The organism is Ulvibacterium sp. (genome assembly GCF_965248315.1).
GTDB lineage: Bacteria > Bacteroidota > Bacteroidia > Flavobacteriales > Flavobacteriaceae > Ulvibacterium.
On record NZ_CBDFIX010000002.1, the window covers coordinates 1,025,644 to 1,038,978 of the forward strand.

General features: G+C 42.2%; 14 protein-coding genes. 6 read left to right on the forward strand and 8 right to left on the reverse strand.

What is annotated here, in order from left to right; genetic code table 11:
• Nucleotides 1-32: 32 nt before the first annotated feature.
• Nucleotides 33-1,253, forward strand: coding sequence for an RNA polymerase sigma factor (locus ACP2AF_RS05895; RefSeq protein ID WP_425235310.1), 1,221 nt, complete (start codon nucleotides 33-35; stop codon nucleotides 1,251-1,253).
• Nucleotides 1,254-1,312: 59 nt separating this feature from the next.
• Here ACP2AF_RS05895 and ACP2AF_RS05900 read toward each other — a convergent pair whose 3' ends face one another.
• The 5 genes from ACP2AF_RS05900 to ACP2AF_RS05920 all read right to left on the reverse strand — a co-directional run bounded on the left by ACP2AF_RS05900 (nucleotide 1,313) and on the right by ACP2AF_RS05920 (nucleotide 6,194).
• Nucleotides 1,313-2,731 (reverse strand): sulfatase family protein, encoded by a 1,419-nt coding sequence (locus ACP2AF_RS05900; RefSeq protein WP_425235311.1) that lies wholly within the window; start codon nucleotides 2,729-2,731, stop codon nucleotides 1,313-1,315.
• Nucleotides 2,732-2,744: 13 nt separating this feature from the next.
• The gene (locus tag ACP2AF_RS05905; protein WP_425235312.1) at nucleotides 2,745-4,154 is read right to left on the reverse strand and encodes a Gfo/Idh/MocA family protein; all 1,410 of its coding nucleotides are present in this window, start codon (nucleotides 4,152-4,154) and stop codon (nucleotides 2,745-2,747) included.
• 141 nt (nucleotides 4,155-4,295) lie between these two features.
• Nucleotides 4,296-4,967 carry an HD domain-containing protein gene (locus ACP2AF_RS05910; protein WP_425235313.1) on the reverse strand — a complete coding sequence of 224 codons (672 nt, stop codon included), beginning with the start codon at nucleotides 4,965-4,967 and terminating at the stop codon, nucleotides 4,296-4,298.
• A 5-nt stretch (nucleotides 4,968-4,972) separates the two neighbouring features.
• A complete protein-coding gene (locus ACP2AF_RS05915; RefSeq protein ID WP_425235314.1) occupies nucleotides 4,973-5,701 on the reverse strand; it encodes a lysophospholipid acyltransferase family protein in 729 nt (242 codons plus the stop codon).
• Nucleotides 5,702-5,783: 82 nt separating this feature from the next.
• A complete protein-coding gene (locus ACP2AF_RS05920) occupies nucleotides 5,784-6,194 on the reverse strand; it encodes a BrxA/BrxB family bacilliredoxin (protein WP_425235315.1) in 411 nt (136 codons plus the stop codon).
• A 139-nt stretch (nucleotides 6,195-6,333) separates the two neighbouring features.
• Here ACP2AF_RS05920 and ACP2AF_RS05925 point away from each other — a divergent pair, with 139 nt between their 5' ends.
• From ACP2AF_RS05925 to ACP2AF_RS05940, 4 genes are all read left to right on the forward strand, one after another.
• Nucleotides 6,334-7,071 (forward strand): TerB family tellurite resistance protein, encoded by a 738-nt coding sequence (locus tag ACP2AF_RS05925; RefSeq protein ID WP_425235316.1) that lies wholly within the window; start codon nucleotides 6,334-6,336, stop codon nucleotides 7,069-7,071.
• 198 nt (nucleotides 7,072-7,269) lie between these two features.
• On the forward strand, nucleotides 7,270-7,854 hold the full coding sequence (locus ACP2AF_RS05930; protein ID WP_425235317.1) for a HupE/UreJ family protein: 585 nt from the start codon (nucleotides 7,270-7,272) through the stop codon (nucleotides 7,852-7,854).
• 75 nt (nucleotides 7,855-7,929) lie between these two features.
• Nucleotides 7,930-8,367: a deoxycytidylate deaminase gene (locus tag ACP2AF_RS05935; RefSeq protein WP_425235318.1), complete on the forward strand. Its 438-nt coding sequence runs from the start codon at nucleotides 7,930-7,932 to the stop codon at nucleotides 8,365-8,367.
• A gap of 13 nt (nucleotides 8,368-8,380) precedes the next feature.
• On the forward strand, nucleotides 8,381-10,006 hold the full coding sequence (locus tag ACP2AF_RS05940) for a S41 family peptidase (RefSeq protein ID WP_425235319.1): 1,626 nt from the start codon (nucleotides 8,381-8,383) through the stop codon (nucleotides 10,004-10,006).
• Here ACP2AF_RS05940 and ACP2AF_RS05945 read toward each other — a convergent pair.
• Nucleotides 10,003-10,209: a hypothetical protein gene (locus ACP2AF_RS05945; protein WP_425235320.1), complete on the reverse strand. Its 207-nt coding sequence runs from the start codon at nucleotides 10,207-10,209 to the stop codon at nucleotides 10,003-10,005. The genes ACP2AF_RS05940 and ACP2AF_RS05945 overlap by 4 nt on opposite strands.
• A gap of 12 nt (nucleotides 10,210-10,221) precedes the next feature.
• The gene (locus tag ACP2AF_RS05950) at nucleotides 10,222-10,806 is read right to left on the reverse strand and encodes a MarC family protein (RefSeq protein WP_120710837.1); all 585 of its coding nucleotides are present in this window, start codon (nucleotides 10,804-10,806) and stop codon (nucleotides 10,222-10,224) included.
• 121 nt (nucleotides 10,807-10,927) lie between these two features.
• On the opposite strand from ACP2AF_RS05950, the gene ACP2AF_RS05955 reads away from it, so the two are divergent.
• Nucleotides 10,928-11,500 (forward strand): DUF3109 family protein, encoded by a 573-nt coding sequence (locus tag ACP2AF_RS05955; protein WP_425235321.1) that lies wholly within the window; start codon nucleotides 10,928-10,930, stop codon nucleotides 11,498-11,500.
• Here the strand turns inward: ACP2AF_RS05955 and ACP2AF_RS05960 are convergent.
• Nucleotides 11,490-13,241 (reverse strand): tetratricopeptide repeat-containing sensor histidine kinase, encoded by a 1,752-nt coding sequence (locus tag ACP2AF_RS05960; protein ID WP_425235322.1) that lies wholly within the window; start codon nucleotides 13,239-13,241, stop codon nucleotides 11,490-11,492. The genes ACP2AF_RS05955 and ACP2AF_RS05960 overlap by 11 nt on opposite strands.
• Between the last annotated feature and the right edge of the window lie 94 nt (nucleotides 13,242-13,335).

Sequence of the window (13,335 nt, forward strand, 5' to 3'; positions counted from 1 at the left end):
ATAGCATGGGGGAACCAAATAAAGGACAGCTAGTGGAACACGTATTCAGACATGAATATGGTAAAATAATCTCCTTTCTGGTACACAAGTTCGGCCCATCCCATCTAGAAAAGATAGAAGATGCCGTTCAGGAATCCCTTATCAAGGCAATGAACCTTTGGGGCTATAACAATCCCCCGAATAATCCAACATCCTGGTTGTTACGTGTAGCGAATAACATGTTGATCGATACGTTGAGAAGAGACACCAAGATGGACCAAAAGGAGGATATTTCCGGTTTTGAAAAACAACATGCGGTTCAGGAAGAAGTCTTTTTGAACAACCGTATCAACGATAGTCAACTAAAAATGATTTTTGCCTGCTGTCATCCATCGATATCCAAGGAATACCAAATAATACTTAGCCTAAAACTGATCGGGGGTTTTGGCAATAAGGAAATAGCAAGGGCACTTTTAAAGAAAGAAGATGCCATAGCCAAATCTTTTACGAGGGCCAAGAAAAAGCTCAAAGAGCACGTAAAAACACTGAACAGTCCTGTAGAGATAGGGTTGCGCTCAAGATTGGCTATCGTTTTGAAGGTAATCTATTTGTTGTTCACCGAGGGTTATACGGCAAGTCATGGTGAAATCCTAATAAAAAAGGACATATGTCTTGAGGCGATACGTTTGGCGCTTCTGTTATGCGAAAACAAGTATTGTAACCAGCCGGAAGTCCATGCCTTAATTGCGCTAATGTGCTTTCATACCTCAAGATTTGAGGCTAGGATAGATCAAAATGGTGATATGGTGGACTTGGAACATCAAGATAGAAGGACCTACGATTTCGACTTAATAAGGGTAGGAATAGAGCACCTGGAAAAGGCTGCAGTAGATTCAAATCCATCGGATTATCATTTACAGGCCGCTGTTGCCTACTATCATTGCACGGCAGCAAAATTTGAGGATACGGATTGGAAGGGTATTTTGCAACTATATGACCTGCAATTGGAAAGACAATACTCCCCTATTGTGTGGTTAAACAGAATAGTCCCTTACTACATGGTGTATGGTGCGAGAAAGGCACTGTTAGAACTTCAAAATTTTGAAAATGGCCCTTACTTTAGTAACAATGCCCTTTTTTATGCCATTAAAGCGCAGTTATTATCTGATTTGAAAATTTCCGGAAGCGCAAAAGAAGCATTACAAAAAGCCATCCACCTCACGACCAACTTGTTGGAGAAAAAACATCTTTCCAAAAAATTGAATACGTATTAGACCAAACATATTTTTTATTTAGGTCTGCTGTTTTTCGATTTTAATAAAACGGTGCCCACTCAGTTCCTTTCAGCAAGCTGATCTTTTCCCATCACCATATGCTCCTTATGTGCTTTTACCAAGGCATTTATTTCCTGAATAACCTCCGGATGATTTTCAGCGATATTGTAGGCTTCCGAAGGATCTTCACTTAAATTATACAAAAGTGGCACGGTATGATCTACCCTTTCTCCAAACTGGCCATAGACTCCTTGTGTAGTATAATGAACTTTGTAATCCCCAGACCTGGCCGCATATAACTCCGTACCACGGTAATAGAACAACGAATTACGGGGACTAGCTTCCCCATTGAAAAGGGTTCGGCTTAAATCCACACCATCCATAGGTCTATCCTTGGGAACTTCTGCTCCGGCCAGCTTACTGAAGGTCGTAAAAAAATCCATAGTTGAACCCAAATCCGAAATAACAGCAGGTTTAATTCGACCCGGACCCCAAAAAATACAAGGTTCCCGCATACCGCCTTCCCAAGTGCTACCTTTGCCCGCGTAGAGCAGGCCTGCACTTCCGCCGTGGGTATCAAAGGGGAGCCAAGGCCCATTATCTGAGGTAAAGACCACAATAGTATTTTCTGCGAGACCCTCTTCCTTAAGCGTGTTTAAAATTTGCCCGACACCATGATCAATTTCCTCTATAACATCACCATACAATCCTCTTTTGCTTTTCCCCAAGAAATCCTTGGACGCGAACAAAGGGATATGGGGTAGGTTATGGGCCAGGTAAACAAAGAAGGGTTCATCCTTATTTTTTTTGATAAAGTCAACAGTCTCCTGAGCGTACCTTTTGGTAATGGTATTCTGGTCAGCAGGTCTTTCTATAATTTTAGTATTCCGAAGGAGGGGTACATTAAAGTCTTCCGTATTGATAAAATCATTATCGGCCACGGTCTTTCTATACCCTTTTTTACCCTCAAAATCCATATCATTGGAGTAGGGAATCCCAAAATAATAATCGAAGCCATTATTGGTCGGAAGGTATTGTTCTTTATGTCCCAAATGCCATTTTCCGATACATGCCGTAGCATACCCAACCTTTTTTAATTGCTCTGCCAAGGTGATTTCGCTCGCTGGCAAGCCATTGACCGAATTCGGGAAAAGTACCCGACTTTTGTTACTGGCCATCCCGCTGCGTACAGGCAAGCGACCTGTAAGCAATGCGGCCCTACTGGGGGTACATACACTGGCAGCCACATAAAAGTTGGTCCACTTTTGACCTTCAATGGCCATCTGATCCAGATGGGGCGTCCTTATCGTGGGATGACCATAGCAACCTAAATCACCATAACCCAGGTCATCCGCAAAAATGACAATGAAATTAGGAGGCCTTTGGCCGGAATCCTGCGATGACATCCCAAGGGAGAAGAACAAAAAAAGGACTAGGGCAAGGCCTGATTGAATAGGGGTAGATAAAGAACTTTTCATTGTCTTGCGTTTTTTAGGATATTTCCCAACCTTTTCTGTAGCTTCCTTTGACCCACTCATTGGCTTTGTCCCAATTGGTCACTTTCATATTGTTTCCGTCCCAAAGGATTTTACGTCTTCCAGGGTAGTCAAATCCACGGCCATTGGCCCTCTTTTCTTTGAGCTGGAAAGCCCTAATGGCCAGGTTTCCCATGAGAACGGCTTCCGTCAACGGACCGGACCGTTTAAAATCTGATGAGGTTTCCACGCCATTCAAACAGCCTTCCACGAAATTACGCTGATGTCCACCTGTGTCGCCTTCTATTCGCTTTAGATATGGGGCAGGTGCATTGAACAATTTCATGTTTTTACTGGGCAGCAATCGTGCATTTCGAGAATAGGTGTCCGCTACTAGAATACCTCTGGTGCCATAAAAAACACTGCCTCCACCGCCATCTCCTATAGTCTCGCCCTCGCCCAGTTCGTCGGGCAGATCTGGTTTCAATCCGCCATCATACCAGTTCAGTGCAATATGGCCGTGTTCCTCGGTATGGAACTTCAGTCGAACTATGGAAGAAGCGGGACAAGATTGGCTATAGTCAGCCTCTACAAAATCACCCACCCAATTGGTCGTGCAACTGGCCTCTGCTTCCGAAGGATACCCCAAATCCAATACCCCAAAGGGAGTTTCCATAATATGACAACCCATATCGCCCAAGGCACCGGTTCCAAAATCCCACCATCCACGCCATTTAAAAGGCAGATAAGAATCATTGTAATCCCGCATGGCGGCCGGTCCCAACCATAGGTCCCAATCCAATCCTTTGGGTATACTATCCTTGCCTTTAGGTATGGGAACGCCTTGTGGCCAAACGGGACGGTTGGTCCAGCAATCTACCTTATATACCTTGCCGATAATACCGGATTGAATCCATTCTTTGGCTTCACGACTCCCGTCACTGGAAGCCCCTTGATTGCCCATTTGGGTTACAATGCCATTTTCTTTGGCCACATTTGTCATCATTCGGGCTTCATTGATGTTGTGGGTCAGTGGTTTCTCCACATAGGCATGTTTCTTTGCCTTCATAAAGGGAAGGGCGATGGGCGCATGCGTATGATCGGGCGTGGCTACCATAATAGCGTCGATTTCATTTAAGTGCTGATCGTACACCTTTCTAAAATCTTTGTAACGTTTGGCTTTTGGGTATTTTTTATAGGTGTCAGCAGCCCTTCTATCGTCCACATCGCAGAGTGCTACGAACTTCACTTTTTTGGTCTCGTCCAATCCACGGATTACTCCGGATCCCCTTCCTCCTACACCAAAGGCACCGATATATAAGGTGTCACTTGGCGGAACATGTGTTTTTCCGAGAACGTGGTTGGGAACAATAGAAAAAGCGGCGGAGGTCGCCGCTACATTTTTGATGAACTTTCTTCTTTGCATCGTGTTGTTGGGTTTATAAAATGGTGACGGAAGATACAAAAATTAAGGAAAGAATTGACCCTCCGAATAGACCTATACCATCAGATTTTTTTGATGGAAAGCATGAACGACTAAATACAGAGGCATCCATATTCTCAAGTACTAGGATCTAGGCTCCAAGGGATCCCATTCCTTATAAAACTGTTCCAGGTAGTTAAGCATAAATTGATGCCGTTCCCGCGCCAAACGTTTTCCGGTATCCGTATTCATTTTGTCCTTGAGCAGTAGTAGCTTTTCATAAAAATGATTGATGGTCGGGGCATTAGAGTTTTTATATTGCTTTTTGGTAAGTTGCAAGTTTGGCGTAATTTCTGGGTCATAGAGTTTTCTGTTTTTAAACCCACCATAATTAAAGGCGCGAGCTATGCCAATGGCCCCCATGGCATCCAACCGGTCGGCGTCCTGTACCACTTGCAATTCTACTGAATTGAAGGGTTGTCCCTTAGTTTTTGCCAAGCTGTTCTTAAAGGAAATATTTTGAATGATCCGTACCACATGGGCAATAGTACTTTTGGAGACTTTTAGCGATTGCAAAAATGATTTTGCCAATGTTGGCCCAACAGATTCATTGCCGTAATGGAATTTGGCATCGGCAATATCATGTAGAAGTGCTCCCAGTGAAACTACCTGTACATCCACCTTTTCAGTCTTAGCAATATGTAGTGCATTGTTGAATACCCGTTGAATATGAAACCAATCATGACCACCTTCCGCCTCCATTAAAGTTTCCTTTACAAAGGATATGGTCTCTTCTATTATTTCAGCGTCCGTCATGGATTTTATTGTATTCCGGCGGTTACCTGTTGCTCTGTTTGGGCGATTAACTCGTCGGCATTTCCTTTGTTTTCAATAGGTGCGTGCACTGTAAAAGTAAGATGGTTACCAATGCCGTAGGGAAACTTACCGTACCGTAACATCTTCCAGGAATTATTGATGCTTATTGGCACTATATGGGCCGAAGGCGCATTTCGCAATAGTATTTTAAGCCCCATAGGTTGGAACTTTTTTGGTTTTCCGGTCCTACTTCGGGTACCTTCCGGGAAAATGACCGCGCTACGGTTATGCTCCTGTATGTATTTGCCCAATTTGGCTATCTGTGCCAAGGCCTGTTTGCTATCTTTTCTATCGATCAAGACGGAGCCTCCATGCCTTAGGTTGAAGGAAACGCTGGGAATCCCCCTACCCAATTCGATTTTGCTCACAAATTTGGGATGATGTTTCCTCATAAACCAAATAATGGGAGGGATATCGTTCATGCTTTGGTGATTGGCCACGATAACAAGGGGTTTATTTTCAGGAAGGTCAAAGGGATTTTTAAAAGAATAGGTAGTGCCCAAAATATGGGTACATCGTATTAGGCACCAGTTCAAGATACTTACGCTCCCTTTATGGGCTGAATAACCGAATAGGTTTAGACATATCCATTGAATGGGATGGAAAATTAAAAGAACCAATCCGAAAAAGACAAAATAGATAATGGTAAGCGGATATGCCAGGATTTTACGCATGCTACAAAATTAAAAAACCGCTTCTTAGGGAAACGGTTTTTCGTATCATTTTAAAGTGCTATACTATTGAGCTTAGAACTTCTTAGCAAAATTCATTATATGCTTCTGTCAAATTTTCGGCAATGGCTTCTGCCGGCCTACCCTCAATATGGTGACGCTCAATCATATGCACCAATTCACCATTCTTAAACAACGCCATACTTGGGGAAGACGGAGGAAAGGGAACCATAAGATTTCGTGCTGCATTTACCGCCTCAGTGTCTACCCCGGCAAATACGGTAACCGTACGATCCGGCTTTTTATCGTTTTGCAAACTTAGTTTTGCGGCCGGTCTTGCGTTGGCAGCTGCGCATCCGCAAACGGAATTTACCACAACAAGCACGGTGCCATCTTGGTTAATATTCTCTTCGACCGCACCTGCGGTATATAATTCTTCAAACCCGGCCAATGCCAAGTCATCTCTCATAGGCTTTACCAATTCTTCTGGATACATAGACTCATTTTTTTGTTGATAAGCAAAGATAACCAATTCATACCTTTTTGTACAAGTGTTAACGTTTTATTGGGCGAATTGGTTTTCCCCTTGTAGGGGAGTGGATGGGGGCTTATCTTTGCCAAAATTGGAAAAGGACATGATCAAGTGGTTTACGGCCATTTTAGGGTATTATCTTTTTCGCTTTCCGGGAGCCATCTTAGGGTTCTTGCTGGGTAGCTTCATCGATAATTTGAATAGCAGTGGTGGGGGTGCCCGTACCATTTTTAGGGATATCTCGCGGCAGCAGGTTTCCCCAGCAGATTTTGAACTCAATCTAATATCCCTTTGCTCCATAGTCATTAAAGCTGATGGAAATGTTACCCAAAGAGAACTGGATTATGTTAGGCAATACTTTGTGAGTACCTATGGCAAGGAAAAGGCCAATGCCATATTTAGAACGTTCAACGAAATTAATAAGAACAGGGAGATATCCGCCCAGCGTATTTGTACCTATTTAAATCAGCGTACGCGCTATGAAGTTAGGTTACAGTTGCTCCACTTTTTATTTGGTATTGCTAAGGCCGATGGTTCCGTAAGCCAACCCGAAATTGATAAAATACGTGAAATTGCAGGATACCTTCGAGTGGCCTTACGGGATTTTGAAAGTATCAAGGCGATGTTTATCAAGTCTGCCGACAATGCCTATAAAATTTTGGAAATCGATAAGTCCGCGACAAATGAAGAGCTCAAAAAGGCCTATAGAACCATGGCGAAAAAATACCATCCGGATAGGGTAAATACTCAGGATGAGGCCATAAAGAAGGGGGCAGAGGAAAAATTCAAACAAGTACAAAAAGCCTATGAAGAGATACAGGCAGAGCGAGGAATCGGATAAGAATCAGGTATGGAAAAGGACTGTAAATATGGAAAACCAAGGCACGACTTTGCTACTTAAACGAGGGTAGATTTGAATTCAAAAAAATATCCATCTGTAGCCACAATTCGGTAATTTTGCCCTAAACCCTAAACCCTAAACCCTAAACCCTAAACCCTAAACCCTAAACCCTAAACCCTAAACCCTAAACCCTAAAAAATGCAAGATTTCTGGTTCTATATAAAACTTGGGCTAACCCATGTACTAGACTTTTCCGCCTACGATCATATTCTTTTTTTATGTGCCCTGGCAGTTCCCTTTACCTTTAAAAGTTGGAAAAAAGTGGTGCTCTTGGCCACCATTTTTACCATTACGCATTGTTTGTCCCTGTCGCTATCAGCCTATGAATTGGTGGTCATGGATGTCACTTGGATAGAGTTCCTGATTCCGGTGACTATTCTGTTGACGGCTTTGTTTAATATCATATATATGGGGGCATCCCAAAAAAACAAAAGCATGTTGCTTCACATTTTGGCCACGGCATTTTTTGGACTCATCCATGGGTTTGGTTTTAGTAACTACTTTAAAATGTTGATTGCCGAAGAAGAGGAAAAATTATCCCCTCTATTGGGATTTGCTACTGGAATAGAAGTAGCCCAGGTATTGATCGTACTTTCCGTTTTGGTATTGGCCTATTTGTTCCAGTCAGGTTTAAAAGTAAGTCAATCCCTTTTCGTTGGGATAGTTTCCATTTTGATTATCTGCATTACAATACCCATGTTGGTCAATACGTTTCCTCTATAGGTTTTCACTTAAAATTAACCCAATTAAGGTTGTAGGGCTTTCGTAAAGCAGGTATCTTAGTGCCTTTCAGCAAATATGAAGGAGAGCAAGCAAGAGAAATATGACAAGGCCTATTTGCGAATGGCCCAAGAATGGGGCAAGCTTTCCTATTGTAAGCGCAAACAGGTTGGGGCCATCATTGTAAAAGATCGGATGATCATTTCAGATGGCTATAACGGAACGCCAACAGGTTTTGAAAATATCTGTGAAGACGACGGAGGGTATACCAAGTGGTATGTTCTTCATGCGGAGGCCAATGCCATAAGCAAAGTGGCTTCTTCCACACAGTCCTGTGAAGGAGCTACCTTGTACATTACCCTTTCGCCCTGTAAGGAATGCAGCAAACTGATCCATCAGTCTGGCATAAAACGTGTAGTCTACCAAACGGAATACAAAGACAACTCCGGATTGGAATTTTTAAAAAGGGCTGGAGTAGAACTGGTCCATCTGGACCAAATTGAAACGGTTATCTAAGCAAAGACACCAAATGAGCAAAAAATATAGTTACATCTGGCCAACCATTATCGCCGCAGCACTCGCGCTTGGGATTTTTGTTGGGGGCAAGCTTCATTTTAATGACACACCGGAGAAGCTTTTCACTACAAATTCGAAGAAAGATAAGCTAAACCGACTAATTGATTATATCGATTATGAATATGTGGATGAAATCAATACGGATAGCATTGTGGATGTAACCGTCAACAATATTCTGGAAAAACTGGATCCACATTCGGTTTATATTCCCAAACAGGAAATGAGCAAGGTATCCGAAAATATGAAAGGGGACTTTGTCGGTATCGGGGTAAATTTTTACTCCTATAGGGATACCATTTCTGTAATCCGCACCATAGAGAAGGGCCCTAGTTTTTTAAAAGGCATCAAAGCCGGAGATCGGATTTTAATGGCCGATGACGATACGCTTTATGGTAGAAACTTACCTAGTGATAGGATTGTGGAAAAATTAAGGGGCAAAAAGGGTACAAACGTACAGCTAAAGGTTTATCGGAAAGCTGAGGAAAGAATGTTTACCGTAGATGTAAAACGTGACGTTGTACCCATTAAAAGTGTACAGGCCTATTATATGCTTACTCCCGATATGGGGTATATAAAGGTAAACCGTTTTGCAGAATCCACCTTTAAAGAGTTTAAAGCAGCACTAAAGGATTTGAGTAGGCGCGGGGCAAAGAAATTAACATTGGATTTAAGGGACAACCCAGGGGGTTATTTGGGTATAGCCGAGCAAATGGCGGACGAGTTTTTGGAGGACGGCAAATTAATTCTCTTTACCAAGAACAAAAAGGGGAAAATAGACAAGATTTACGCCACGGATAATGGAAGTTTTGAGGATAAACCCATTTTTGTACTGATCAACGAAAGATCCGCATCGGCAAGTGAAATCATTGCGGGAGCACTGCAGGATAATGATATTGGTACCATTGTGGGCCGTCGTTCCTTTGGGAAAGGATTGGTCCAGCGCGAAATGGAATTGGGTGATGGTTCAGCGGTGCGATTAACGGTTTCCCGGTACTACACCCCCACAGGTCGTAGCATACAAAAGACCTACAAGAACGGGACCAAGGATTACTACAAGAAGTTTACCGACCGTTACCATAATGGGGAATTGGTTTCCGTAGATAGCATAAAGGTTGCAGATTCCCTTAGGTTCACCACCCCAAATGGCAAGGTAGTATATGGCGGAGGTGGTATTATCCCGGATGTTTTTGTACCTATAGGCACAAATGAAGAGGAAGCTGTTGAAAGTATGGACAGCCTGGGGTTCCTATCTTTTTTTATTTTTGAACATTTGGATGAGGATAGGCAGCGCTATACGGATTGGACCGAAGAAAGGTTTGTAAGCGATTTTAGGGTCGATGATATTTTGTTCGAGCAGTTCGTGGATTATTCCATCTCCCGAAACCTGAAAATGAACTTTTACGATTTTGAAGACCGCATTAAACTTTACCTTAAAGCAGCTTTGGGTGAGCAATTATTCGGCCCAAATGTTCATGCCAAAATTAAGGCCGCCGCTGATGCCATGCTACAAGAAGTATTGGAACTGGACAGACCCACTATACGCCAAGGTGAGGCTGAAAAGATAGAGGCACAGAATTAATCTTCTTCGTTGATTTTCTTTTGGATTTTTTTTGAGGTACTATAGATCAACAAAAGAACTATGGCGCACAGAGAAGCCAAAATACCTATCAAAGCTATAATACTATCTCCCTGAAACGGGTTCGCAAAGTCTACTAGGGTAACATTATAAGCTATTAAACCTAGGGCCAGGATAATTAGGATAATGATCAAAGTCCTGTTCATGGGGATTACAAATTAAGAAGCCAACAGTTGATTAATATTTGAGGCGAACAATTTTACGGCTATCGCCAAAATGATTACCCCGAAAACCTTTCTAATAATACTTAAACCACCCTTTCCCAAAACCCTCTCGATTTTCTTGGAAGACTTCAATACAAGGTAAACAAAGATCGTATTTAAAATAATGGCAACAATGATATTCTCCACATAAAATTCCGCACGAATGGAAAGGATGGATGTCATGGTTCCAGCCCCGGCGATCAGGGGAAAGGCTATAGGTACAATAGAGGCGCTCTTAGGTTCATCATCCTTGTATAGGGTAATGCCCAAAATCATCTCAATGGCTAAAAAGAACAGGATGAAGGCCCCAGCTACTGCAAAGGAATTTATATCGATGCCTATGAGATTAAGGATTTCCTCGCCAACAAAAAGGAATGCGACCATAAGGCATGCGGCTACTATGGAAGCTTTTCCGGATTGTATATGCCCCACTTTATTCCTAAGGCTTATGATTATCGGAATGCTGCCCACAATATCGATTACCGCAAAAAGTATCATCGTAGCAGAGGCAATTTCCCTTACATTAAAATGTAATGACATGGTTGACAAATTTGTGCCAAATGTACGTTGAAACGGTAGCTTTTGGATGACCATTTCAAAAAATAATTGCGCTGGAAGTATTTAGGAAAACCTATCTTTGAGTGCCCTAATAAAATAGGCTATGTTTCAACTGGGAAAGACCATTATTTCCGAAGAAATATTGGAAAAGGATTTTGTTTGTAACCTTACGGCATGTAAGGGTGCATGTTGCGTTGATGGTGAGGCCGGGGCACCTTTAGAAGAGCGAGAAACCGAAATCTTAGTGGATATTTATAAGAAGGTAGAGCCTTTTTTACGTGAAGATGGAATTGCTGCAATTGAAGAGCAAGGTGCATTTGTAAAGGGAGAGGATGGTGAATGGGAAACACCTCTGATAAACAATAGTGAGTGTGCCTATGTGATATATTCAGAAAAAGGTATTGCAAAGTGTGGCCTTGAAGAAGCCTATAATAAAGGAGCTACCCAGTGGAGAAAGCCGGTCTCCTGTCATTTATACCCCGTTCGTGTTAAGGAATATACGGAGCTGACCGCTGTTAACTATCACAAATGGCAGATTTGTGACCCCGCCTGCACCCTAGGAGAAGAACTGAAAATCCCTATTTACAAATTTGTAAAGGAGGCATTGGTACGAAAATTTGGTGAAAAATGGTATGCAGAGTTGGAAGTAATCGCCAAGGAACATCTTAAACAGTAGGTATGTGCAGTATCACCTTGGTCCCCGATGATTTTCCATTCTCATCAAAAAGGTCTATTATCTCCACCTCAAATGAATTTTGATAGTCCCGAGAAAAATTGGCAAGACGTTCCTTGGTAATATCAATGCCCACGGACTTACGTTTTAACACTTTGCCTTCCTTTATTTTTTCAGCGGCATCCCTTCCTACGCCATTATCCATAATGGCAATGTGCACAAAACCATCCTTTCCCTTACTTATATGGAGACCGATCTTTTTTTCCCCTTCTTTGGAAGAAAGCCCATGCCAAAGGGCATTTTCCAAGAACGGCTGTAAAATTAACGAAGGAATTTTTACCTGATGTATATCAATATCTCCGTCCACCATTATTTTAAAATCAATTTCATTGGAAAACCTTATGTTCTCTATGTTCATATAAAGTTCTACCGTTTCCAGTTCCTCGGCCAACGGTATTTCCTTTAGGGAAGATGCCTCCAGGATTTTGCGTATCAACTTGGAGAATTTGTTTAAATAGTGAACCGCGTTTTTTTGTTCATTATTGATGATATACAGTTTAATGGAGTTAAGGGAATTGAACAAAAAATGCGGGTTCATTTGACTTCGAAGCATGCTCTGCTCCAAGGTAAGTAGCTTCTTCTCGTTCTTAAGCTGATATTGGCGATAAAGAATGTAGAAAATACCGGCCAGTAGGGCCAAGGCTATTCCACTTGCTAAAAGTGTTTGGTTATTCTTTCGAAGCTTTAACCGAACAATTTCGTTTTCCTTCGCAAGGACTTCGATTTGGTTGCCCTTCTTTTCGGAGTCATACCTGAAAATAACATCATTTACATAGCGAACGGTACTTTCGTTCAGAATTTCCTTGTCCAGATTTTCAGCTTTTAGTTTGTAGTTCAAGGCCTGTCTGTAATCACGGGTTTGCTGGAATAATTCGGATAAAAGATGACTGGCTTGAGCAGATTCCTTACGCAGATTATACTTCTCCGCAATTTGCAACCCCAGCAACATATTTTCTTTGGCTTCCTTAAATTGTTCTGCCAATAATTGTGCCCATCCAAGATTTATCCGGGCCGGGGACAATAGAAAACCATCGCCCAAGCGCTCTGCAATGACCAGGGTAGGCTCAAGGATTTCTACGGCTTCTTCGGACCTATCCTGTTTAATGTATATTTGGGCTATGCTATTCTTACAGATAACGCGCCCCATATCATTGTCCAATGTCTCATTATAAGAGAGGGAAGTCCTATAGTTCTCCAATGCTTTGCCCAACTGGCCTTGCTCTTCTAGACATTCCCCGATATTTTGGTAGTTGACTGCAAGCCCTAAAGTATTGCCCAATTCCTCTTCCAATGTCAAGGATCTCTCAAAGTGTTCTATGGCCAGATCATATTGTTTTAAAAGTTGGTACAGATTGCCAATACAGTTCAGGGACACATTAATGTTTCGTTTCAAGCCCGTGGAGGGATTCTCAACGGTTTCTGCCAATTCCAACGCCTTTTGATTATAGTCCATTGCCGTTCGTATGGAAGAAGTTCTCCTGTAGGCAACCCCTAACATGTTTAAACTGGACACCCTGAACTCCAAATCATTGGATTCAGTGGCCAAATCCAAAGCCTTCTGATGTAGTATAATAGACTTGGTGTATTGCGATAGATTGCGATATCTTCTACCCAGCTGATTTAGAGCATAGGCTTGTCCTTTAATATATTCACTTTGGGCCGCGGAATTTGCGAGATACCACATTAATACAGTATCGTTTCGATGAGACCTTAACAGCACATGTATTTGGGTATAATTTGGATCGGATTGTATTATACTATCCGTTGTTTTCTTGAAG